This window comes from Imperialibacter sp., from assembly GCF_048007035.1.
GTDB lineage: Bacteria > Bacteroidota > Bacteroidia > Cytophagales > Cyclobacteriaceae > Imperialibacter.
In genome coordinates this window covers 2,780,888-2,805,182 of record NZ_CP180355.1, presented here as the reverse complement: position 1 = coordinate 2,805,182, position 24,295 = coordinate 2,780,888, and the positions used below count along the sequence as shown (strand labels likewise).

Annotated in this window: 17 protein-coding genes; 9 read left to right on the top strand and 8 right to left on the bottom strand. The window is 47.7% G+C overall.

The genetic code is table 11. The features are described from left to right. Positions 1 to 2: 2 nt before the first annotated feature. Both ACMVP2_RS11995 and ACMVP2_RS11990 read right to left on the bottom strand, forming a co-directional pair. A complete protein-coding gene (locus ACMVP2_RS11995; protein WP_416867862.1) occupies positions 3 to 569 on the bottom strand; it encodes an RNA polymerase sigma factor in 567 nt (188 codons plus the stop codon). An 82-nt stretch (positions 570 to 651) separates the two neighbouring features. Next, positions 652 to 2,301, bottom strand: a complete 1,650-nt coding sequence (locus ACMVP2_RS11990; protein WP_339788510.1) for a S41 family peptidase — start codon at positions 2,299 to 2,301, stop codon at positions 652 to 654. 158 nt (positions 2,302 to 2,459) lie between these two features. On the opposite strand from ACMVP2_RS11990, the gene ACMVP2_RS11985 reads away from it, so the two are divergent. Genes ACMVP2_RS11985 through ACMVP2_RS11975 form a run of 3 tightly spaced genes read left to right on the top strand, consistent with a single transcriptional unit; the run spans position 2,460 to position 5,919 of the window. Next, positions 2,460 to 3,281, top strand: coding sequence for an NAD(P)-dependent oxidoreductase (locus ACMVP2_RS11985; RefSeq protein ID WP_339788512.1), 822 nt, complete (start codon positions 2,460 to 2,462; stop codon positions 3,279 to 3,281). 18 nt (positions 3,282 to 3,299) lie between these two features. Next, positions 3,300 to 5,318 carry an alpha amylase C-terminal domain-containing protein gene (locus ACMVP2_RS11980; protein ID WP_416867861.1) on the top strand — a complete coding sequence of 673 codons (2,019 nt, stop codon included), beginning with the start codon at positions 3,300 to 3,302 and terminating at the stop codon, positions 5,316 to 5,318. A 4-nt stretch (positions 5,319 to 5,322) separates the two neighbouring features. Next, complete coding sequence (locus tag ACMVP2_RS11975) at positions 5,323 to 5,919, top strand: hypothetical protein (RefSeq protein ID WP_416867860.1); 597 nt, start codon at positions 5,323 to 5,325, stop codon at positions 5,917 to 5,919. 61 nt (positions 5,920 to 5,980) lie between these two features. On the opposite strand, the gene ACMVP2_RS11970 is transcribed toward ACMVP2_RS11975, so the two are convergent. From ACMVP2_RS11970 to ACMVP2_RS11960, 3 genes are all read right to left on the bottom strand, one after another. Then, entirely contained in the window at positions 5,981 to 7,282 is a 1,302-nt protein-coding gene (locus ACMVP2_RS11970; RefSeq protein WP_416867859.1) for a hypothetical protein, read from the bottom strand. A 105-nt stretch (positions 7,283 to 7,387) separates the two neighbouring features. Next, positions 7,388 to 10,051, bottom strand: a complete 2,664-nt coding sequence (locus tag ACMVP2_RS11965; protein ID WP_416867858.1) for a prolyl oligopeptidase family serine peptidase — start codon at positions 10,049 to 10,051, stop codon at positions 7,388 to 7,390. 105 nt (positions 10,052 to 10,156) lie between these two features. Beyond that, a complete protein-coding gene (locus ACMVP2_RS11960; protein ID WP_416865513.1) occupies positions 10,157 to 11,779 on the bottom strand; it encodes an IS1634 family transposase in 1,623 nt (540 codons plus the stop codon). Between the two features lie 282 nt (positions 11,780 to 12,061). Between ACMVP2_RS11960 and ACMVP2_RS11955 the strand changes: the two genes are divergently transcribed. Continuing rightward, complete coding sequence (locus tag ACMVP2_RS11955) at positions 12,062 to 12,376, top strand: HigA family addiction module antitoxin (RefSeq protein WP_416867857.1); 315 nt, start codon at positions 12,062 to 12,064, stop codon at positions 12,374 to 12,376. A 23-nt stretch (positions 12,377 to 12,399) separates the two neighbouring features. Here the strand turns inward: ACMVP2_RS11955 and ACMVP2_RS11950 are convergent, their stop codons facing one another. Both ACMVP2_RS11950 and ACMVP2_RS11945 read right to left on the bottom strand, forming a co-directional pair. Beyond that, the gene (locus ACMVP2_RS11950) at positions 12,400 to 15,327 is read right to left on the bottom strand and encodes an FAD-binding and (Fe-S)-binding domain-containing protein (RefSeq protein WP_416867856.1); all 2,928 of its coding nucleotides are present in this window, start codon (positions 15,325 to 15,327) and stop codon (positions 12,400 to 12,402) included. A 79-nt stretch (positions 15,328 to 15,406) separates the two neighbouring features. Further along, the gene (locus ACMVP2_RS11945) at positions 15,407 to 15,829 is read right to left on the bottom strand and encodes a hypothetical protein (protein ID WP_416867855.1); all 423 of its coding nucleotides are present in this window, start codon (positions 15,827 to 15,829) and stop codon (positions 15,407 to 15,409) included. Positions 15,830 to 15,955: 126 nt separating this feature from the next. Between ACMVP2_RS11945 and ACMVP2_RS11940 the strand changes: the two genes are divergently transcribed. The 3 genes from ACMVP2_RS11940 to ACMVP2_RS11930 are packed head-to-tail and all read left to right on the top strand — an operon-like array spanning position 15,956 to position 18,935. Further along, complete coding sequence (locus ACMVP2_RS11940) at positions 15,956 to 16,558, top strand: YceI family protein (protein ID WP_416867854.1); 603 nt, start codon at positions 15,956 to 15,958, stop codon at positions 16,556 to 16,558. Between the two features lie 7 nt (positions 16,559 to 16,565). Then, positions 16,566 to 17,543, top strand: a complete 978-nt coding sequence (locus ACMVP2_RS11935) for a formylglycine-generating enzyme family protein (RefSeq protein ID WP_416867853.1) — start codon at positions 16,566 to 16,568, stop codon at positions 17,541 to 17,543. A 48-nt stretch (positions 17,544 to 17,591) separates the two neighbouring features. Further along, positions 17,592 to 18,935 (top strand): Gfo/Idh/MocA family oxidoreductase, encoded by a 1,344-nt coding sequence (locus tag ACMVP2_RS11930; RefSeq protein WP_416867852.1) that lies wholly within the window; start codon positions 17,592 to 17,594, stop codon positions 18,933 to 18,935. Between the two features lie 60 nt (positions 18,936 to 18,995). Here ACMVP2_RS11930 and ACMVP2_RS11925 read toward each other — a convergent pair whose 3' ends face one another. After that, positions 18,996 to 19,904, bottom strand: a complete 909-nt coding sequence (locus ACMVP2_RS11925; protein WP_416867851.1) for an FAD:protein FMN transferase — start codon at positions 19,902 to 19,904, stop codon at positions 18,996 to 18,998. 194 nt (positions 19,905 to 20,098) lie between these two features. Between ACMVP2_RS11925 and ACMVP2_RS11920 the strand changes: the two genes are divergently transcribed. Further along, positions 20,099 to 23,158 carry a PVC-type heme-binding CxxCH protein gene (locus ACMVP2_RS11920; protein WP_416867850.1) on the top strand — a complete coding sequence of 1,020 codons (3,060 nt, stop codon included), beginning with the start codon at positions 20,099 to 20,101 and terminating at the stop codon, positions 23,156 to 23,158. Between the two features lie 40 nt (positions 23,159 to 23,198). Then, the gene (locus ACMVP2_RS11915) at positions 23,199 to 24,119 is read left to right on the top strand and encodes a hydroxypyruvate isomerase family protein (RefSeq protein ID WP_416867849.1); all 921 of its coding nucleotides are present in this window, start codon (positions 23,199 to 23,201) and stop codon (positions 24,117 to 24,119) included. The last annotated feature ends 176 nt before the right edge of the window (positions 24,120 to 24,295 follow it).

Here is a 24,295-nt window from a genome sequence, read left to right as displayed (position 1 = left end):
CGTTATACCTTTTCCAGCTTTAAATAAACCTCTCTCAATTCCTGCAGCACCCTGTGCATCCGCACCTTTACTGCCCCTTCAGTGATTCCGAAGATGTCAGCCACCTGCTCGTACTTCATCCCCTGATATTTAGTGAGGATGAGCATCTCCTGTTTTTCAGGCGCCAGGTGTTTGATCGCTTTTTGCAAAAGCTCGAGGTCTTGCGATTTGGCCATTTGAGAATGCGCATTCTCATCCACCTTGAGCTTTCTTTCCCAGGGCTCCATGTCGTCGGTGTAAGAAACCTTCTTTTGTTTTTTGTAATGGTCGGCGTTTACATTCCTTGCCAGGTGATACATCCAGGCAGTAAACCGATGACTGCCGGAGGTGTCCTCCGTAAAGGTGTAGCGGTACTTGAGCATTCGGTAGAAGACATTGTGCACAAGGTCTTCGCTCACCGATCCGCTGCCGGTTAGCTTATAAAAAAAGCCAAAAAGATTTCTGTTGTGTCGCTCATACAGCAAAGCCATCTTGTCAAGATCGCCGGCCTTGACTTTCAGCATGAGCGAGTTGTCGTCCAAAGCATTCAAACCACCTGGGGTTATCGATTCATGTTCGGCGGGAAAACCTTGGTCGGAGAGAAAGGTTACATAGAATTACCTAAAAAGTTTTTCAGCCTAAAATTCTTTTGTACTCAGCAGGGTTATTCAGCACCTGAATCGCCTTTTGAATATCCGGATCGTCGGGGAAGGTCACTTCGATAAGGCCTTTCTGCAGGTAGTAGCGGGTGATGATCTCCTGCTCCAACAGCCCTTTGATGTCGTCTTTGAACTTGGTGAGGTCTTTTTCTTTCAGCGCATTGATTTTTTCTTCCAGGGATCCGAGTTGGTCTTCAAGGCTGGCATAGGTCTTGTCTCTCTTGGCTGCGGCAAGCAGGTGACGATAAGCCCTGTCCACGGAGGTTTCGTAAGAAAGCTCCTTTTTACGAACCCAACTTAAAAAATCGTTGTAGTCGGCGTCGCTCAGCTGAAACTCTCTGGCGGCCGAAATTTGAGGATGCTGGTAATGATAAAGCGTGGCATACTGGAACAAATAGCCCTTGGAAGATAATACAAGTGCGATGCTTGGATAGTCTTCTACCTCAACCACCACGTCAGGATCCAGCCCGTCGCCATCATATACCACCCGGCCATTTCCGGTTTTGAATGCTACTTTCAAAGAATCAGGCAGCTTGTTGACCGTGCCATCGGCATTGCGGTGGGCATAGTCCAATGCCTGAATACATCTGCCGCTAGGGATGTAGTATTTGGCGGTAGTGACTTTGAGCTGGGCATTGTAGCTCAGCGGGCGTGTGGATTGTACGAGCCCTTTTCCAAAAGTCTTTTCGCCAATCAAAACGCCTCTGTCGAAGTCCTGAATAACGCCAGCCACAATTTCGGAAGCCGATGCGCTGCCGCTGTTGGTAAGAATGGCCAAAGGAATTTGAGTGTCCACCGGCTCATCCAGTGTCTTATAAGTTCTGTTGAGGTCGGTGATTTTGCCTTTTGTGTCAACTACTTTTTTGCCCTTGGGAAGAAAAATATTCGAAATATTAACTGCCTCGTGCAGTAGCCCGCCCGGGTTGTCTCTTAAGTCAAGAATAATAGAAGTGGCACCTTCTTTCTTCAATTTGATCACCGCCTTTTTTACTTCGTCCCCGGCATGTGTTGTAAACTCAGTTAATTTGATCAGCCCAATATTCTCATTCACCATGCCTGAGTAATACACGTTGTCAATGGTGATTTTTTCACGATCCACCTGAAACACCATTGGCTCCTTTTTGCCGTATCGGTTAACGGTGATGCCAAAATTTGTTCTTGATTGCCCTTTGAGCAGCTTGCCCAAATCGAAGCTTTCTTTTTGTTCTACTTCAATGCCATTGATGCTCAGAATTTGGTCGCCTATCTGCAAGCCAGCTTTGTGAGCAGGGTAACCTTCCTGCAGCATGATGATGGTGTGGTGTCCTTCAAGAAATTCTGTGCTTGCACCTATGCCCCCGTATTCACCGGTTGTCATGGTGCGGAAATCTTCTATGTCGTCTTCTGGAATATATACTGTGTAGGGGTCGAGGCTTTCCAGCATCGCATCAATACCTGTTTTGATCAACCTGTTTGGGTTCACATCGTCCACATAGTAAGTGTTAATTTCCTTGTAGATGGAAGCAAACAAATCGAGGTTTTTGGCTATTTGAAAAAATTTGTCGCTGTAGCTGGAAAAACCAAACCAGCCGATGGCTAGTACTAGCAGCGTAGGTATAAAGAGGCGTCTTTGAAATTTACTCATTGTGCGGGCGTTTTGCGAGCGTCTACTTAAACGAATTATTTATTGAAGCAACGTTGCGGAGTTATTCTATACAATCATTCTTAAATTATGAATAATTCCCTTAATTTAAACAATAACGTTACCCCTTTCTAAATGATGCAGATCGAACCCATAAATATATGACATATTTTAAGAATAAAACAGTTTTTATCACCGGTGCCAGCAGAGGAATTGGCCTCGCCATAGGCAAAAAATTGGCCAGTGAAGGTGCCAATATTGTAATCGCAGCCAAAACAACCGAACCTCATCCGAAACTGCCAGGCACTATCTATACTGCAGCCGAGGAAATCGAACAGGCGGGAGGTAAGGCTTTGCCGTTGATGGTCGACATCCGTTTCGAAGACCAGGTGCAGGCCGCTGTGGAGAAGGCAGTGGAGACGTTTGGCGGGATTGATATACTGATCAACAACGCCAGTGCCATTAGCCTTACACCAACGCTGGCCACCGAAATGAAGCGATACGACCTCATGCATCAGGTAAATACCAGAGGCACTTTTTTGATGTCGAAAACGTGCATTCCCTACCTCAAAAAGGCAGAGAACCCACACATCATGAATATGTCGCCGCCGCTGAACATGGAGGCTCGCTGGTTTGCGCCTCACGTGGCCTACACCATGGCCAAGTTTGGCATGAGCATGTGTGTGCTGGGCATGGCCAAGGAGTTTAAAAAGGATAATATTGCTGTTAACGCTTTGTGGCCCCGAACAACCATCGCCACCGCTGCCGTACAGAACTTGCTGGGAGGTGATCAGATGGTGAATCAATCGAGGAAACCGGAGATACTCGCCGACGCCGCTTATTATATTTTAAGGAGAAAGTCATCAGAAGCCACTGGCAATTTCTATATTGACGATGAAGTACTGAAGGCGGAGGGGATTACTGACCTCACAGGTTATGCGGTTGACCCTTCTGCCAATTTAATGCCTGATTTCTTCATTTAGACAGCAACCCCAGCAACCATGGCCAAAAAGATCAACACTCCGATACTTGTTAAAAATGACCCCTGGCTGGAGCCATATGCCGAAGAGGTGAGTAATAGGATCGAAAGGTTCAATGCAGCCATGAGCGATATCAAGAAAGCTGCCGGCTCCTTGAACCAATTTGCCTCGGCTTACGAGTATTTTGGCCTTACTTACGACGACAAAGCCAATGGCTGGTGGTACCGTGAGTGGGCACCTGCGGCTCATGCACTGTCAGTGGTAGGCGACTTTAACGGCTGGGACAGAGAGGCACACAAGCTTAAGAAAAACAAGGAAGGCATTTGGGAGATTTTCATTGCTGAAGAAAAGAAGGGCGAGAAATTTCAGGACGGCACCAAGTTCAAAGTGCACGTGAAATCGGAGGCCGGCGAAATGGATCGGATTCCCGCCTATGCCACTTACGTGGTACAAGACCCAACTACCTATGATTTTTCAGCTTGCGTTTACAGACCAGCCAAGAAATTTAAGTGGACCGACACTAAATTTTCCTCCGTTTCTGCGAGTAAATGCCCGATCATTTATGAGTGCCATGTGGGCATGGCTCAGGAGAAGGAAGGGGTAGGTACATACCGGGAGTTTGCTGAGCTTACTTTGCCAAGAATCAAGAAGCTGGGTTACAATACTATCCAGATGATGGCCGTGCAGGAGCATCCTTACTACGGCTCCTTTGGCTATCATGTCAGCAATTATTTTGCACCCACCAGCCGCTTCGGCACACCGGACGACTTGCGCTATTTGGTGAACAAGGCGCACGAAATGGGTATAGCAGTGATCATGGACATCGTGCACTCACATGCTGTGAAGAATATTGCCGAAGGACTCAACAAGCTCGATGGCACCCAAACGCAATACTTCCACGAAGGAGGCCGGGGCTTTCACGAGCAGTGGGATTCCATGCTATTCAATTACGGAAAATGGGAAGTAAAGCAATTTCTGCTTTCAAATGTCAAATACTGGCTCGAGGAGTTTCATTTTGATGGGTACCGCTTCGATGGCATTACCTCGATGCTTTACTTCCATCATGGCAACGTAAGCTTCGATCACTACGACAAATATTTCGCTGCCGGGGTCGACTGGGATGTACTCACCTACCTGCAGTTGGCCAACGAAATTATCCATTCCAAAAAAGGTGCTATTTCCATCGCCGAAGACATGAGTGGCATGCCTGGCCTATGCCGACCTACCAAAGAAGGAGGACTGGGCTTCGACTATCGGCTGGCCATGGGCATTCCTGACTATTGGATCAAGTTGCTCAAGCACAAAACCGATGAAGAGTGGAATATCCACGAGATGTGGAGTACGCTGCAAAACCGGCGGTTTGGAGAAAAAAACATTGCCTATGCCGAGTCGCACGACCAGGCCCTTGTGGGTGATAAGTCGCTGGCTTTTTGGTTGATGGACAAGGAAATGTACACCCACATGCACAAGGAGCTTCCAAGTCTGATCATCGACAGGGGCATTGCGCTGCACAAAATGCTACGGTTGTTTACCCTGTCTTTGGGCGGCGAAGGCTACCTGACTTTTATTGGCAATGAGTTTGGGCACCCTGAGTGGGTCGACTTCCCGAGAGAGGGCAACGGCTGGAGCTACAAATATGCCCGCAGGCAGTGGAGCCTTGTGGATCATGCCGATCTGCGTTACCAGTACCTCAACAGTTTTGACGAAGCCATGGTGCACCTGGCTACCGCTGAGGCTATTCCTGACAGCCTACCGGCCCAGCAGCTCAATATGGATGATACCAATAAGGTCATCATTTTTGAACGTAAGAACTTGATCTTCCTATTCAATTTTCACGGTCAAAACTCCGTGCCCGACTACCGGTTCAAAGTGCAGCAGGGTGGTGATTACAAAATCGTACTCAATAGTGACCACGCCAAGTTCGGAGGCTTCGGAAGAGTAGACGACAAAATGATCTACCCAACAGTGAACCTGTATGGAGAACACTTCCTGAGTGTGTATTTGCCGGCAAGGGTTTGTTTGGTGATGAAGAAACAATAAATCTGTGTCAGAAAAGTCTTTTTGGGAGAAGGCTTCAGTTGAAGATGTAATCATTGTTCTACTCTGGGCAGGTATGGTGTTAAGCTTTTCTATTGCCTTGGTGACCGGTTATTCCCTATATGTGTCAGATGTGATTGGATTCATCGGGCTAACGGCGGTAACGGTAATTGCCTATTTGAAAAGAAGTTTTCTATTGCCGTCACTTGTAATTCTTCTTTTCTTCGGGATGTTAAACATTGCTTCGTTTTTGTACTTTATCAATTTAACTATTGCCTTTTCGAGTTTTGGAACAGGTATCACACCTGGTATTCAGCTCTATTCTCTAGCTCTTTTTTTCGTCCTTGCGCTTTTCAGAAGGCCAATTCTTATCCAATGGCTTAAAGAGACTGCGGGGATTTCGAACGAGCAAAGAATAGGCTCATTCGATAAGGCGGTAAAGTTTTATAAAACTAAGTTTGAGAAGTTGAGTGAGCAAGAACTTGTGAGGACTAGTAAACTTGACTTAACTGAAGAAGCTAGACAAGCGCTGACAGAAGTGTTTAAGGAAAGGAGGCGACAAGTTGGCGAGGCTTCAACTAACCTTATTGAACGAAAGGAATAATTGAGGTTACGGAAATCAACAACCACTCGCCTGTCGTAGAAGACTATAAAAATGATGTTGACTATCTTTTCTGCAACACCACGCTCTCCTTTACCCAGCAGCTCAAGACTATTTTATCTCCTTCCTGCATTCCTTCTTCGAAAATTTCTCCAATAGAAGGGAACTGGCTTTTTGCATCTTCCATGCCTTTTGCATTGCCCGCTTTGCGGTACATGTCGTAAGCCGCAATGAAAACAGCCCTGTCTTTCACCCGGCTCACACCTTCTTTGCAGTCTTCATAGCTATGGTAGTAAAGGTTACCTATCAGGTTGTAGGCTTCAGGCATTTCCTCCTGGTATCCGAGTGCCTTTCTCGCATGTGTTCGAGCCATCGCCTTTTGTTCCTGAGCTGCATAAATCCGGGCAATGTCCAGCGACGTCTCAGCCTTTTTTTCATTTTCATCGGTGAGGCTTAGCGCCTCATTGTAGTATTTTAGGGCAGCTTCATGATCATCGTCAGCAGCTCTTTTTGCCGCCAGAATTCTGGCAAAACCATAGGAAGGAGCTTCGTCCTGGATGATTTTGGCGGATTCAAAGAAGAGAGGACTGTCGGCGCACTTGCCTGTGAGCAAAAGATGAAAAACCTTCTTTGCCATCTTCAGGTTCGAGGGATCTTCTTTCAATTTACTTCCCAGGGTATTTTCTACAAAACTGCAATCCAGCGGAACAATTTCGATGAGAATCTGGTCAATCGTTTCCTGTATTTTTATCAACCACTCCGATGGTTCCTTGGCAATCTTTGCCTCAAGAATTTCGCTGATCCCGTCATAGTACTCCAGTACCTCCTCGTCAGAAATTGCCCCGCCAGTCAATTTCGACCTTTTTAGCACGTCCATAAAGGCGATGAGGTTGTTGTCGAACGCTGCCACTCCGTTCAGGCTGTTTGCCTTATCAAACAATTCAATCAGCTGCGGGTATTTCGCTTTGTTGTCCTTGTAGAATTTGTAGGCTGAAAATGCCTTGCGGTTGAGCACGTCTCCCTCATGGTTGAAGTACTCAATGCGTTTGTCGTAGACGGCCAACACCTGTTCCTGATAAGATGCCTTAGCTGCTGCGTCCTCCGCTTTTTCTGCGAGGTCTTCGTAAGTTTTGGCAGCACCAATGTAAAGACCCACATTCAGGTTCGCCACTTCCGCAAGCAGCCATTCAAGGTAGGGTAGTGCTTCTTCAGAATTGCCCAGCTTCGACAGGTCTGAGTAAAGCGCATAATACTCTTTTGCTTTGGCGGCTTTTATCGAATCTTCTGGCCAAATCCATCCGGGTTGGGCACTTAATCGGGTATAGCAAAGAAAAAAGACGAGCAGCAGGAGGGCTTTGGTAGTCATAACAGGAAATGATTTGTAGGTGATGTGTAATATAATTTAATCCTACAGGCGATCATTTCCAAACTTGTACGGTGATAGCCCTATTTAAGCGGAAAATGAGCGTATTTACTCCCTCACCACCCTAAACCCAACACTCCTTTTGTCCGCCATCATTGCGCCAGCCTTTTCGTCGGCAAAATCATAGGCACCAAAACCGTAGGTAGTTCCATCGGAAGCATATTCAGCTACGTTGCCGCCGAGGTCATAAATTTCGGCTTCGTTTACCTTGGAGGCTGGGAAGGAGCCTGCCTCTTTCAGGAGGGAGCTTTTTACTTCAGGTAACTTTGCTTTGAAGTCGGTCAGGTCGTCGATGGTTATGTTGTAGCCAGCCCAGTAGTTGAGCGTATTTTCCTTCGCTGCCGACTTGAGCGCCAGTTCATGCAGCTTTTTGGCTTCTGCCGTTGAAGGCAACCGGTAGGTTTGGCCAGTTTGTGCGCTTAGCCAGGAAACGTAGCCCTTCGCCTGCTCCAGACTCACTACTGCCGGGAAATTGTCCTGCCCGGCCGGGTAGCTAAACTCGGTGCTATAGGCTTTGAACTGTGCGTTGGTCACTTCAAATTTGCCAATGGCTATGGAGTCTTTTTTGGTCGCAGCAGTTTCGGGTATCAGGCTGCCCTTCGCCATTTCGCCGTAGGCTCCGTTTGCCGTTTTCGCTTTCTCCTTGCTGATTAGCTGCGCTAGCGGGCTGCCCTTTTTGAATGCCTCATTGGTTTTGTCTGGCTTGCCCCATAGGTACTTGTCGAACCAGGCGATTTCTTCGGTCATTTTGCGCTGCTGATGGGTAATTTTCTGCAACCCATGCGGCTGTCCGGGGAACCAAAGGAAGCGTACGTCGGCCTGCCCGATTTGCTGGAGGGCCCGGTAGTACTCCCAGCTTTGGTCACGGGGTACTGCCCTGTCTTCGCTGCCATGGAAAATAAGCGTAGGTGTTTTTACTTTCTCCATTTCAAATAGCGGCGACTTCAGGATATAGGCTTCGTTGTAGATTTTGCCATTGCGGTTGTCCCAGGGCGCCCCACCAAAGTAGCTCTGGTCGAACGTGACGCCAAACTGGCAGTTGCCATAATCAGAAGTCCAGTTCACATCGCCGGCGCCTACCGCAGCCACTTTGAACAGGTGGGGGTGCTCAACAGTGAGCATAGTGGCGAGAATGGCACCGTTCGACCAGCCCATTACAGCCATGGAATCTTCGTAGATATACCCCTTTTCGTTGAGCAGTTTAATGCCATTGATGATGTCTGGCAGCTCGTATTCGTAGTAGTGCCCCTTGATGGACTCCACAAATTTCTGTCCGTGATTGGAGGAGCCATGGTAGTTTGGCTTGAGGGTAAACACCCCCTTCTCAGCCATCAGGTGAGGGTAGTACCCCCAGCGATCCGCCCATCGATCCATGTCCACACCCGAGGGGCCACCGTGAATAGCTACGATGAGTGGGTATTTCTTCCCGGCTTCGTAGTCGGTTGGGTAAAAGAGAATGCCCGTCACTTCCTCTTCCAGGGCGCCTGTCCATGTAATCACCTCCGATTTTGTCATCGGTTTCTTCTCCAGATGCGGGTTAAGTTTGGCTAATTCCTGACCTACCACCAGCGAATTGCCCTTCTTTCCTTTTACAACCTCTGCTACCCGAATTTGAGTGGGGAGAGAAGCCGTGGAGTATCCTACCAGTAGCTTTGCGCCGTTTTTTGTCGTTGCTACCACGCTTAAATGATCGGTGTAGCTGCCCGCATTGATAATTTCTTTGCTCCAGCTGTTGCCGTTTTTGCTGTAAAAGGCCAGGCCATTATTAGCGCCTTTCGCCAGTGAGCCCATTACCAGAGAGCCAGCCACATCGTAGCCAGCACCTAAACCCCAGTCGTTGCCGAGGTTGACTTGGGTAACGCTATTGGTCGATAGGGTATAAAAATGCAGCAGGTCAATGCCAGCGCCCTGCCAATCGGGATCGGACGAGAGGACGCTTGTGAAATAGAAGCCGCTGTTATCGGCCGCAAATTGGAAGCTGCCGGGTGTTTGATAGCCGACAGCATGTATTTGCCGGCTTGTTTTGTCAGTGAGGTTCCAAAGGTGGTGTGTGGGGGAGGGCTTGCCATCCACACCATAATGAGGCGACATGGTTTGCGAGGTTACCGCCCATTTGCCATCGGGCGAAATGGCGTAGCTGCTGATGGGGAACTGGTTGTCCGTTACCCTTTGTACTTTTTTCTTGTCTGTATCGAACGTGAATAACCTGCTTGGTTTCACATGCAGAGAGTCTTCAATTACCTGCACATTGTCTTTTTTCTTTTCTATCTCTGTCTCATAAAGCGTCTTGCCTTCTTCTGCCTTGAAAATCAGGGTCCTTGCGTCCAGCCTTTTGAGCTGTGAAATAGACACGTCAAAAGAGTCGACAACGTAGGCCTCTCCGCCAAGTAGCGACATCGCCCACAGGTTTTTGCCCTTGGCTTTGGAAGAAAGGAAGTAGATAATTTCTCCATCGGCAGAAAATACAGGATTGCTTTCCGAGTCGTCACCTCTGGTAAGCTGCACTGTTTTGAAGTTGCCGTCTTTGTCTTTGCTATTGAGCCGGGTAAGATAAATGTCGGACACAAAGCTGTCTTTGTCGGGGGCAGGTCTGCGTTTCACCCAAGCCACCAGGTTGTTGTCGTCAGAAAAAATTGCGTCGGAAAGAGACTCCTGATTGACCACATCATCTACTGTCCACTTTTGGGCGTACGAAAAATGTGCGGCAGACAATACGGCAATTGCCAGGGTAAGTAGCTTCTTCCTGAGTTTGACACGATTTTGAGTTAAGTATCTGATATATAAGTAATTAAAAAATTGCTTTCGATATACAAGATTTTATAAGTATTTGATTATCTGATCCTTATGAAAAAGGTCTGGGAGGTTCTTTTCAGCCACTGCTTGTAGTAATTGCTGTGAGATTTCAGAGGTCTTGGAGCGCAGGTAGAAGTATTGATCGGCTTGTTTGACAAGGCTGACTTGCATTTTGGACAAGTGGGTTCGGATGGTTTGCTCTGTAAGTGGGGTGCCTTGTTTGGTTAGCCGAAGTTGTAAATGGTTTAGCATGCTATAGGCGATATAGCACAGACAAATGTGACCCTGGATACGCTTATTGGTCCAGTGGAACATCGGGCGGGTTTCCAGATAGCCTTTGAAGGTACGGAAGCTATGCTCTATCTGGTATAGATGGTGGTAGTGATCCAGCACCTGTTCATGGGAGAGTCCTTTGGCGTGGTAGGCGATGGCAAGGAAGCCGTCATACTTTTCGCTTCGTTTGATTTTTTCAGTATCAACCACATACTTTTCCCCTTCGGTATTTTTGAGGTAGTAGTGATGGGCCTTCTTTTTGAGTTGCGTTGGGTTTTTGAGCAACAATTCAGCCTTACGAAGCTTTTCTTCTCTTTCTTGTCGATCTTTTTCAGCTCGCTTTTCGCTGTAGGTAGCTATGATCTTTCGCTCATTGTATTCCAGGACAGTGTAGCGCACTTTGACCGGCTCACGCTCCGAACCTACTGAAGAACTCATCCATTGATGGTGATAGTTATCCAGATCGATCAACCGGGCCTGGATGGGTTTGGGGAGTACCTTGAGCCGCTCTCCCATGATGAACTCATAGCCTTTGTCAACAGTGACTTGCAGGTTGTCAGTATTGAGCATGCCTCGGTCGGCGACCAAGACGATGTTTTCGATCTGGTATTCTTTCTTGAGGCTTTCCACCATTTCTGTGTAGGTGTATCCTTCCCACAGGTCTCCGCTATAGAGTTTGTAACCGATGGGTTGCTTGTATCTGTCAATGAGCATGGCAAAAACCACTTGTGTGCTTCCTATTTTGCCATCTTTGCTAAAGCCTTTCTGACGCAATGCTCCTTCCTGTTCTATTTCTGATTCAAAATAGAAGGTGGTCACGTCATAGAACACCACATCTAATTTCTGGTTGAACAGGTCTCTACCAGTTTGGAAAATGGTTTGCTGGATCAGTTGGCTATGGTCAGCCAGGTAGTCCAGACTCCTGTAGAGGTGTTGCAAGGACACCTGAGCCAGTCCCAGGTATTCTTCCTGGTGGAAAAAGCTACCCAGCTTGCTACAAGGATCATTGAGGCGCTCAATGAGCAGTAGTAAAACCACTTCAGTAAGAGAGAAGGTCAGCTTTTTCTTTTTGGTGATCCGCTGAAATATGCGATCAAGGCCGTAATAGTGGAGTATTTTACGGTAAACCAACAGAAAGCCGTAGTTATATCTACCTTCTTCGCTGACTTGCTCACCGAGTAAATCCTTCAGATTTCCACCACCTAATTCATAGAGCCGCTGGCCCATTCGTTTCAGAGACTCGGGCGAAAAACTGTCTACCCGCCCCAGGCTGTAAAGCGTTTTGGTGCGTGGCTTGCCATCCTGGTCACGATAAGACTCAACGATGCGGATATAATCACCTGATGGCTTCTTGTCGATAATGATACTAGGCACTCAAAATCTGTTTGAGGCAAATCAAGCCACTATCTGAAAGAAAATCAAGCGAGTTTTCGATATACAAATTTCTGAAAAGTAGTCTAAAAAGTGCCCATACACAGCGCAATGGCACTTTTTCAATTTCAGCGTGTCAAACTCAGGGAAAAAGGGGACGTAATTGATCTTGATTATTTGGATTACCACTAATTGGATTATTTGTTGCTGAAGTAGAATGGCCATACAATGTAATGACACATGTAGAATAATTAGATAGATTAAATTTAAGAGCGAACAATAAAGATGAATTATATAGCAATGTATGACCCTTCCCACCCAGGAGAGATTCTTCGTGAAGATTACATGGAGCCTCTAAATATAGATGTAACGTCCATGGCAGAGAAGGTGATGATATCAAGGAAGCAACTTTCCTTGATCTTGAATGAAAAAGCTGGCATCAGTCCGCTGATGTCTCTTAAACTAGCAAAGGTATTCGGGACAAGTCCCGAGTTTTTCCTTCGACTTCAGCAACAATATGATCTTGCCAAGGCGAGGACGGAATTTGAAAAAATTGAAAAAGACCTTCCTGTGCTATATCAAGAAGAAAACCCGGCCTAGATCGGGTTTTCCTGTTTAAGGCCCTACACCAACGCCTCCCAAAGCACCTCCACCGGATGCTTCGCCACTCTGTCGGTGCCATCCTTGATCTGATGACGGCAGCTTGTGCCTGGTGCGGCAATGATGGTGTCGTCAGCTTCTTTCCTTACTGTTGGGAAGAGCACCAGCTCCCCAATTTGCATGGAAACCTCGTAGTGTTCTTTCTCATAGCCAAAAGAGCCTGCCATCCCGCAGCAACCACTTGGTATCATCAGCACCTCATAATTTTTAGGGAGGCTAAGCATTTTCTTGGAAGGCACTACCGAGCTCAAGGCCTTTTGGTGACAGTGACCATGTAGCCTGATTCTTTTCTTCTCTTCTGTAAACTGCTCTGCGTTGATATTGCCCTTTTCCATTTCGGCAGCCAAAAATTCGTCGATCAGGAAAGTGTTCTTTGCAATTTCCCTGGCCTGCTCCTTTACTTCACCTCTGGTCAGGTCTATGTATTCATCCCTGAAAGAGAAAATCGTACTTGGTTCAATCCCCAGCAGTGGCTTTTCATTTGACACCTTACCGGCCAACAACTTAATATTCTTCTCTGCCAGCTTTTTGGCTTCTTTGATAAGCCCTTTGGAGAGGTGGGCCCGACCTGATTCTTCGTGATTGGGCATTTCTACTACATAACCCAACTTGTCCAGCAGCTTGACTGCCGTCGCTCCAATTTCGGCGTCGTTGTAGTCGGTGAACTCGTCGCAAAACATGAGCACGCTGCCTTTCGCTTCAGATGAAGCTACTGTCGGTTTGAACTCCTTCTCAAACCAGGCACGAAAAGTTGTTGTGCTTAACCTCGGAATGGGCCTGTCCTGAGCAAAGCCAAGGAGCGCTTTGATAACAGATCCGGTTACGGGGTTGCTGATGCTGAAATTGTACAAGCCGGGTGCTATCGACGCCAGCTTGCTCGCTTTAGCAAAGCCTGCCACCATTCTGCTGCGGAAAGGAACGCCATTCGCTTCGTGATAATGCTGTGTGAACTCAGCCTTCAATTTACCCATGTCCACATTGCTGGGGCACTCCGATTTGCACCCTTTGCACGACAGGCACAAATCCATCACCTCCTTGATCTCTTTGTGATCGAATGGGTTTTTCTTTGTGCTGCTGGTCAGCATTTCCCTGAGCATGTTCGCCCTTGCTCTGGTGGTTTCTTTCTCGTTGCGGGTAGCCATAAAGCTCGGGCACATGGTGCCTCCACTCAAATGGGTTTTTCTACAGTCGCCTGAGCCGTTGCATTGCTCAGCTGCCCGAACGATGCCAAGAGTATCGGAAAAATCAAAGAGCGTGTCAATTTCTTTGGTGCCTTGCCCGATTGTATACCGAAGAGATGTGTCCATCGGCGGTGTGCGGACGATCTTGCCGGGATTCAGGATGTTTTCCGGATCAAAGGCGTCTTTGATCCTTTCCATCAATTCATAGTTCTTCTGGCCCACCATCTGAGGGATGAACTCCCCTCTCAGCCTGCCGTCGCCATGCTCTCCGCTTAAGCTACCTTTGTATTTTTTCACCAGGGTCGCTATTTCCTCGGCAATGGTGCGGAACATTTGCTGACCCTCCGCTGTCTTCAGGTCAAGAATTGGGCGGAGGTGCAGCTCTCCTGTGCTGGCATGTGCATAATGCACGCTGCTCAGCCCATATTTATGAAGAATCTCATTGAACTCTCTGATATACTCCGGCAGCTCGTTTACATCCACAGCGGTGTCCTCAATCACCGGAACGGCTTTGGCATCTCCGGGCATGTTGGCTAATAATCCGAGCCCTGCTTTCCTCAGCGTCCAAATTTTGCCCATGTCGTCACCAAAGAGAACTGGAAAATGATAGCCCAGGCCAACTGAATGCATCTCAGCAATCATTGCTGCAACATCTCTGTCTCTCTCTTCGGCTGTTTCCCTTCCGATTTCAACCACCAAAATGGCTCCCGGGTCACCCTGAATAAAGAACCTGTTTTTGTTCTGTTCGATGTTGCTCCTGGTACAATCGAGAATGATCTTGTCGATGAGCTCGCAGGCACTTGGGTTGTATTTGAGCGCAATGAGGTTGCCACGCAAGCTTTCCTCGATAGTATTATAGTGAACGCAAACCAGTGCCCTGTCCTTTGGAGGAAGTGGTACAAGATTAAGCTTCAATTCGGTAATAAAAGCAAGCGTGCCTTCGGATCCAGCCAGCAGCGAGCAAAGGTTGAAGTCGGGGCCCTTTTCGCTGAAAGGCTTTTCTCTCAGTAGCATGTCCATGGCATACCCCGTGTTGCGCCTGGGGATGCTTACCTTGGGGAATTCCCGCTCAATTTCCGTCTGGTTTTCGGGGTCATTTAAAATATCGAAAAGCGCTCCGTAGATCTTGTTTTCAAGGCTGGAATTGCTCTCTACCTTCTTCATGAACTCGTCCTGGTCCACAGGGCTAAAGACCGCCTCCGATCCATCGCTCAAAATTACTTTTGCTTCCAGCAGGTGCTCACGGGTGCTGCCGTACACCACAGAATTGGAACCGCAGGAGTTGTTGCCGACCATGCCGCCCACCATCGCCCTATTGGCTGTGGACGTCTCAGGAGCGAACATCAGGCCGAAAGGTGCCAGGTGTTTGTTCAAATCATCACGTACAACGCCCGGATGCAGGCGCACCCACCTTTCTTCTTTGTTTACCTCAAGAATCCGGGTAAAATATTTGGACACGTCTACCACGATGCCACTGCCTACTACCTGACCTGCCAGCGAAGTCCCTGCAGTACGTGGAATCAGCGAGGTTTTCTGCTGACGAGCAAATTCAATAAGTTTCTTGATGTCGGAAACGCTTTTTGGCATAGCCACAGCGAGCGGCATTTCCTTGTAGGCGGATGCATCTGTGGAGTATAACCTCCGCAGCACATTGTCAATAAAGAACTCTCCTTCAAGCGTAGAACCGAAGGTTTTTAAGGTGTTTTGCATAACTCACAAAGAAGAACTCAAATTTATGAGTTGAATCAAACAAATGAACAATAAGGGGGATATTCTTTATCTCCAGGAGCTAAATCCTTGTGAGCACAAAGTCTTTCTTTTCACCTTGCTCGAAGCTTTTGAGGGTCATGCTCTCATCAGTTTTTTCATATACTTGCCAGGTGCCGTCTATTGCTTTGGATGGTTCTTTTGGATTGGTAAGATCCACGGTCAAAACCTTTGCGGCCTCATCTACCTCATAAGACCCATAGGAATCGTTCTGTCCATTCTTATTGACAAGAAAATCGCCATTCGAAAATATTTCAAATGTGAATTCCGAGAGTGTTGCTGTTTCGTCAGTTCCAGCCAGCTTATAAGTTGTAATCGACCATTCTCCTTCAAAGTCTGCCGCTGTGATAGCCACCGGCTTGGGGTCTTCATCTTTGCTGCATCCGAGCATTGCCACTGCCACAAATAGTAAGGCCCATTGTCTCCACACACCTTTCATCGTCATCCGTTTCTTTTTTATTGTATGAATTTAAACAATTAATCAGGCCTTTTCACTGATTCGTCAAATGATTCTTCTGGTTCTCGTCATTTTACATTTAATTTATTATTCGAAAGGAATTACTTAAACGAAATGAAAAGAACACACCCGATTTTACTGGCGGTTGCCTTTTTGGCAATTTTCAACCAGAGCTATGGTCAAAACTCAGATTTGAAAGTCAGCAAATCTTCCGAAATGTCAATTTCTGGCACCTCCACACTTCATAGCTGGACCTGCAATGTCACTGACGTAAGCGGTACAGTTAAGGTAGATGAGAAAATTCTCAAAAAAGGCGAATTCAAGAAAGGCGATAAAATAGCGGCGGTGTCTATTACTGTGCCCGTGCTTAGTATCAAAAGCGAACGTGGTGAAACCATGGAGCAGAAAATGTACAATGCGCTCAAGTATGAAGAAAATCCGAACATTACATTTTCACTGACCGACAATCAGATCACCTCGCCCGGTAAAGAAGCCTTTGCTGTGGAAGCAAAAGGCAACCTTACCATCGCTGGCAAAACAAAAGCGATCACTCTCCCTGTAGCAGGAAAGCGTGATGCCAGTGGAAAGTATTCGTTCGAAGGTTCTTACAAACTAAATATGAAAGACTATGACATGGAGCCACCAACGGCCATGTTTGGGCAGATAGTAACCGGAGAAGAAGTGGAAATATCATTTAAACTAATTGTGGAGAACTGATAAGATTATGTTGTTGAAAAGATTGCTAACTATTGGCTGCGTTTCGGTGGCAGGTTTAACCTATGCTCAAGAGGCTTTGGAGCCCATCACCAAAACGATTGAAGGGAGTGAGGTGTCATTCAAAATGGTTCCCATTCCGGCCGGTACTTTTACGATGGGTAGCCCCGAAGGCGCAAAAAACAGAGAGGAAGACGAAGGCCCTGTTCATCAGGTAGCCCTGGAGGCATTCTATATGTCTGAAACAGAGGTCACATGGGAACTGTACGAACTATTCACCGACAAAGACAAAAGAGCTACCCTTGTGTATGTGGATGAGGCAAGCCAGAAGAAGGCCGATGCTATGGTAAAGCCCAGCACGCCTTATCTGGACCCCAGCTATGGCATGGGTAAGTATGGATTTCCCGCTACCAGCATGACACAGTATGCAGCCGTTACTTTTTGTAAATGGCTAAGCGAGACCACCGGAGAGTTCTACCGTCTGCCAACGGAGGCCGAATGGGAATATGCGTGCCGAGCCGGTTCAACCACAGCTTATTCATTTGGCGACAATGCGGACTCACTGAAAACTTATGCCTGGTTTTACGACAACAGCAACGACAAATACCACGAGGTAAAAGGTAAGAAGCCGAATGCCTGGGGGCTTTACGACATGCATGGCAACGTGATGGAATGGACGCTCGACCAATACCAGGCAGACTACTATGCAACTGTTGCCGATGGTCAGACAAATCCGTGGAGAAAGCCTACTAACCTGCATCCGAGATCGGCCCGTGGAGGCTCATGGGACGACGACCCGGAAGACCTACGGTCGGCCAATAGAACAACATCATCTCCCAACTGGCAAAAGCGTGATCCACAGATTCCTAAAAGCTTCTGGTGGGCATCAGATGCTCCATTTGTGGGCATAAGACTGGTAAAGCCAGCCAAGCAACCAACAAAAGCAGAGCAAGCGGCCTTCTGGGCTTCCGTTCTTGACGAAGGTTAACTATATTGATTTCCTGAAACTACCAATACATACTTAACACATACCGTTATGACTCATACTGATTCAAAAAATACCTCCGGGCTCAATCGCAGAGATTTCGTAAAAGGTTCTGCTATGGCTGCTGGGGGCATTATGCTTAGCGGGCTGGCATGGGATGCCAACGCTATGACCTTGCAAAAACCGAAGGAGCTTAAACTTGCTCTCGTAGGCTGTGGCGGCCGTGGTTCCGGCGCCGTAGTACAAGCGCTAATTGCTGACCCCAATGTGAAGCTGGTGGCTATGGCCGACGCTTTCAGAGACAGGCTTGACGCTTGCTACAGCAACATAACCAAAGACGATGTAGACGGCAAAGGCAGTTTGAAAGCAAAAATTGACGTGCCGGAAAAGAATAAATTTGTTGGATTTGAAGGTTATAAGAGCGCTATCGATCTGGCTGATGTCGTCATCCTGGCTACACCTCCTGGCTTCCGCCCCTATCACCTGGAGTATGCCATCAAACAGAGCAAGCATATCTTCTGCGAGAAACCTCTGGCTACAGATGCGGTGGGTATCCGTAAAGTTTTAGGTCTTCTGGAAGAATCGAAGCAAAAGAACCTCAATATAGTCGTTGGTCTTCAGCGTCACTATGATTCATCTTATCGTGAGGTCATGAAGAGAGTTCACGGTGGCGAAATAGGCGACGTTACATCAGGCCAGGTTTACTGGAACAGCGCTGGTGTATGGGTGAGAGAAAGACAACCCGACATGACAGAGATGCAGTACCAAATGAGAAACTGGTATTATTTCAACTGGCTATGCGGCGACCACATCGTGGAGCAACACATCCACAACATCGACGTGATGAACTGGGCCAAGCAAGGCTATCCGGTGAAGGCGCAGGGCATGGGTGGACGTCAGGTGAGAACTGGCAAGGAGTTCGGCGAAATTTTCGATCACCACTATGTGGAATACACCTACGAAGATGGTGCTATCATGAACAGCCAGTGCCGCCATATCAAAGGCTGCATGGACAAAGTAACCGAAGAAATTGTAGGCACCAAGGGTCGTGCCGACGGCAGCGGCAACATTGTTGACCTAAAAGGAAATACCATTTACAAGCACAGGGGCAAGGACGATCCGAACCCATACGAGCAGGAGCACGTCGAGCTATTTGCCTCCATCCGAAAAGGTGGAGTCATCAACGACCTTGAAAATGGAGCCAAGGCAACCATGACTGCTATCATGGGTCGTATGGCCACCTATTCTGGAAGAGAGCTCACCTGGGAAGAAGCAATCAATTCTGAGGTGAATTTGTTCCCAGACAGGCTTGCATGGGATGCGAATCCGAAGTCAATGCCCGACAAAAATGGTTTTTATACCATTGCGGTACCGGGAGTAACTCAGGTTATCTGACAAGAAATCGGGTAACTAACATTAGACCCTGGCGGCTTCAAACCCGTCAGGGTTTTTTGTTTAATTGACAAAGGACTGGCCAAAGATGAGCTGCTCCATTACCTCGCCATTTTTTTTCCACACCATGGCTGATACGTCGCTGTTTCTTTCCAGAAACCTCCTTATCTCTTCCATTTCCATTACACAAAAGGCGGTAGCATAGGCATCAGCCTGAGCGCCTGATGGTGCCCTAACAATAACAAAGGCCCCGTTGGTCAACGCCTCCCCGGTTTCTGGATCAATGATGTGCGAGTATTTTCTGCCCCCGAACTCAAGATATTGATAGATGTCGCCTGATGAGGCAATGAAACAGTTGGTGCATTTGATTAGCTCATTAATGCCAGGGCCGCTACTATTTTTATCCTCCAAAAGAAACTCCCACGTAGGCTTGCTGGCTGGAGCATCTGCCGCTGCGATTGAGCTGCCGGCTGACACGAACGACCGTGCAAACCCCTCTGCCTTTAGCACTTTCAGTGCCTCTTCAACAGCATAGCCTTTCCCGATTCCACCGAAATCGAGTTTCATCCCCCTTTTTACATACTTTATTTTAAACGGCAGCCTGGTTGTGTCTAACACAATAGCATCAAAGCCATTGACTGCCAAAGCCTCCTCAATCTGCCGTTGTCCGGGAAGCTCATTTTTGCGTTTTGCTCTTCTCCACAATTGTACCAGCGCACCAATGGTAGGATCAAATGCACCAAAAGTCTGTTCAGAAATGGCCTGCGACATCTTGAGCACCTCCCCTAAGTCCTCGCTCACCGCTACCCAGTTGGCAGGCGATGTAGCATTAAGCTGCCAGGTTTCGCTTTGTTCTGAATAGTCACTCAGCGCCAGGTTTATCTGATTGATACGGGCAAATGCCTTGTATGCGGCCTTTCGAGCCGTAAGGCTGTCGGGGCCATCAATAGTAATATTGAATATTGTACCCATTTTCGGTTCAGAGAAACTGAACTGCTGGGCCTGGGATGGCAAAACAGATAGTAGCAGCAAGAAAAGTAAAACCGTTGGCTTCAAAACAAGTGACTTTATATAATACAACGCTCAATCATCAAACTAAGCGTGGAATAAACGCAGGTTTTATCTATTTTGAAAGTTGATTTACAGAAACACCTACTTAACTCGTTATGGCAAAGAACATTTCCATGTTTAAAAGGGCAATTGCCTTGTCAATCGCCGCCGCATTTTTTACCCACTGCTCTACAGAAACTCCCCCTGTCGATCGCTCCATATTAACCGAAGCCCAAAAGCGGCTGCCGGAGTATGCCGTTTCGGGGCTGGAGGTAGCTGATGGATTGGAAGCAACACTTTTTGCCGCCGAGCCCATGATCATGAACCCTACCAACATCGACGTTGACCCCAGGGGCAGGGTGTGGGTGTGTGAAGCGTTTAACTACCGCAGCGAGCTCAACCCTGGCAATGAGGTAGATGCGAAAGGAGATAAAATCGTCATTCTGGAAGACACAAATGGCGATGGAAAGGCCGACAGCCGAAAAATATTTTATCAGGGAACCGATATCAATGCAGCTCTGGGCATAGGTGTTTTTGGTAACAAAGTCATCGTGTCCTGTAGCCCAAATGTGTTCATTTTCACCGACGAAGATGGTGATGATGTGCCAGACAAAAAGGAAGTGCTTTTTACCGGCCTGGGTGGAGTGCAGCATGACCATGCCATTCACTCCTTCACTTTCGGCCCTGACGGCAAGTTCTACTTTAATTTTGGAAATGCAGGTGATCAGCTGCTGGACAAAGACGGCAACCCCATTGTCGACATGGTGGGCAACGAGGTAAACGGCTCAGGCAACCCATACCGCCAGGGGATGCTCTTCCGCTGCGACACCGACGGCAGCAACATGGAAGTGCTTGGCTTCAACTTCAGAAACAACTACGAGCCAGCAGTCGACTCATATGGCTCCATCTGGCAATCTGACAACGACGACGATGGCAACAGAGGGGTTCGCATCAACTTCATTTTAGAATATGGCAACTACGGCTTTACCGACGAGTTCACCGGTGCGAGCTGGAGCACCCGCCGCACCAACATGGAAAAAGAAATTCCACTTCGCCATTGGCACCAAAACGATCCGGGTTCTGTCCCCAACCTTTTACAAACCGGCGCTGGATCACCTACCGGCATGATCGTTTACGAAGGGGACTTGCTTCCAGAAAGATTCAGGAACCAGATGATCCATACCGATGCAGGGCCTAATGTGGTTCGGGCGTATCCGGTGGAAAAGAAGGGAGCAGGCTACACTGCCTCCATCGTCAATATACTTAAGGGCAATGACGACCCATGGTTCCGTCCTTCGGATGTGTGCGTAGCGCCGGATGGTTCATTGTTCGTGGCCGACTGGTATGATCCTGGAGTTGGTGGGCACCAAATGGGGGATCAGGCCCAGGGAAGGATTTACCGTGTGGCTCCCAAGGGTGTTGACTATGAGGCAGAAAAAGTGAACGTTTCCAGCGCTGAAGCGGCAGTGAAGTCTTTGCAAAGCCCCAACATGGGCACTCGCTATCTCGCCTGGACGGCCCTTGAGGCAATGGGTAGTGAAGCGGAAGCAGCACTGAAAGGTCTTTTGAATAGCAGCAATCCAAGAATGAAAGCAAGAGCCCTGTGGCTGTTGGCCAGGATTGACGGGAAGACAGATGAATACATTCAGCTCGCAACAAGCGACCCTGATGAAAACATCAGGCTCACAGGGCTAAAAATTGCCAGGAGCCTGCAGGTGAAAAACCTGGATGATTATCTGGCAAAGGCAGCCTCCGACAAGTCGCCACAAGTAAGAAGGGAAGTCGCCATTGCAGTCCGCTATCTGGATTCACCAAAAGCGGTGGATATTTGGACTGACCTGGCACTGCAATACAACGGAAAGGACAGGTGGTATTTGGAAGCATTGGGTATAGGTGCCGATCCCAGAGGCGAAGAATTCTTTAAGAACTGGATAGAAAAAGGTGGCCTGGAGAAGCCAGGAGCTAACGATATTGTGTGGAGAAGCCGGGCCAAGTCGGCCCTGCCAATGCTGGCGAAGCTGGCTACAAATGGGGAAGGCAGCATGCATGACAATCTCCGCTATTTCCGTGCCTTCGATTTTCACAAAGATCCTTCAAAAGACAACCTGCTTGCCAGCATGCTGACGATCAAACATCCGCAGCAGGACAGCATAAAGATTCTGGCTCTGAGCCATATTTCGCCAGAGAAAATCAATTCGGATCCGGCAGTCAACAAAATCATGAGGGGTTCACTGGCACAAATGAAGGGCACTCCAACGTATATGGATTGGGTAAAAAGGTATCAGCTAAGAGACCAGGTGCCCTCGTTAGTAAGTATTTATACCCAGTCACCAAAAAGTGAATTTGGCCCGGAGGCGATTAAACTTGTGCACCAATTTGAGGGCATCGACTTTTTCAAAAAACAACTTCAGCAAAAAGACAACGAAAAGGTAATCGAAACGCTGAATGCGATGACCAACCTTTGGGGGCCCGAGGTTTGGAATACATTCAAGGAAATATCGCTTGATGAAAGCAGAGACCTGGCTGTAAGGAAAGCGGCCATCAAAGCCTACGGAACAGGCTGGTCGACCGAAAACAACCTTTTGGACATGGCATTGGCCAACGAGGTGCCTGAAGAGCTGAAAGAGACTGCGATGTATACACTTCTCAACGGCATTAAAAGCTCAGTAAGAAAAGAGGCGGCCAAAATGCTGGCCGCCGGAGACACCAAATTTGGCTCGATTGAAGAGCTGGTGGCTTTGGATGGAAGTGCTACAAACGGCGCTGCCATGTTTGAGAGGGTTTGCTCCACCTGTCACGTCGTCAACAACAAAGGAACCCAGTTTGGCCCACAGCTGTCGGAAATTGGCGACAAGCTTGGAAAAGAAGGTCTTTACAAAGCAATTATGTACCCTGATGCGGGCATCAGCTTCGGCTATGAGGGCTTTTTGATCACTACGGCAGCAGGCGAAAAGATAGCTGGCTACATTTCCAGTGAAACCAACGATGCCCTTGAAGTAACTGTCATTGGCGGTGCCAAAACAAGGTATGCCAAAAAGGATATCGTATCAAAAGAGCCACTTGAAAACTCACTGATGCCTACCGGGCTGCACAATGCCTTCACGCAGCAGGAACTGGTTGACCTGGTGGCTTACTTGTCTTCGTTGAAAAATGGAGCGCCAGTTGCTGCCCGATAACACAAAATATACCTACTCGAACACCTAAATAATTAACGAAATGAATAGAAGAGATTTCATTGGCAGAGCAGCCCTGGCAAGTGGCGCAGTTTCGCTTATGGGAGGTAGTGCCTTTGCACTACCGAACAAGAACACTTTCCAGGCCGTTGGTAAGCCATTTAAAATGGACTATGCGCCGCATTTTGGCATGTTTAAAAACCATGTTGGCGATGACCCAATTGAGGAACTGAAATTTATGTTTGACCAGGGTTTCCGGTCACTTGAAGACAATGGCATGCTTGGCCGACCCGTTGAAATGCAAAACAAGATCGCAGCAACGCTCGAAAGACTTGGCATGCGAATGGGGGTGTTTGTGATCGATGGCGGCGACAACTGGAAAATTTCCTTGACCACAGGGAAGAAAGAATTTAAAGATAAGTTTGTTGATACCTGCAAAAGATCTGTAGAGCTGGCCAAAAGAGCCAATGCCAAATGGATGACAGTTGTTCCGGGCTTCTACGATGCAAGCTTACCCATAGGGATACAAACAGCTAACGTAATCGACGCACTACGAGCTGGTGCAGAAATATTGGAGCCCCATGGGCTGGTCATGGTGCTTGAACCGTTAAGTGACAGACCTGATCTTTTCATGCGAACATCCGCCCAAACCTATGAGCTTTGCAAGGCCGTAGATAGTCCAGCCTGTAAGATCCTTTATGATATCTATCACATGCAAAGGAACGAAGGAAACCTCATCGCCAATATCAACCTTACCTGGGATGAAATCGCCTACTTTCAAATTGGCGACAATCCCGGAAGAAAGGAACCCACCACTGGTGAGATCAACTACAAGAATGTTTTCAAGCATATTTACGACAAAGGATACCGCGGCGTAATGGGTATGGAACACGGCATTTCAAAACCAGGAAAAGAAGGAGAAATGGCACTTGTGGCTGCCTATAGAGAAGTTGACAATTTTTAGTGTAAAAATAAGCCGTTTACCGATACTCATTCATTACAGCCACTTAGGGAATATCCTCGCTGCAAAGTGAGGGGTTTTTGGACTTAAATAGTTATAGAATGCTGAATTGTGTCAACTTTCGAAGTTGGTACAATTTAGCCCATTCCAGGCTTCAATGCCGGGTTTGGATTTGTATT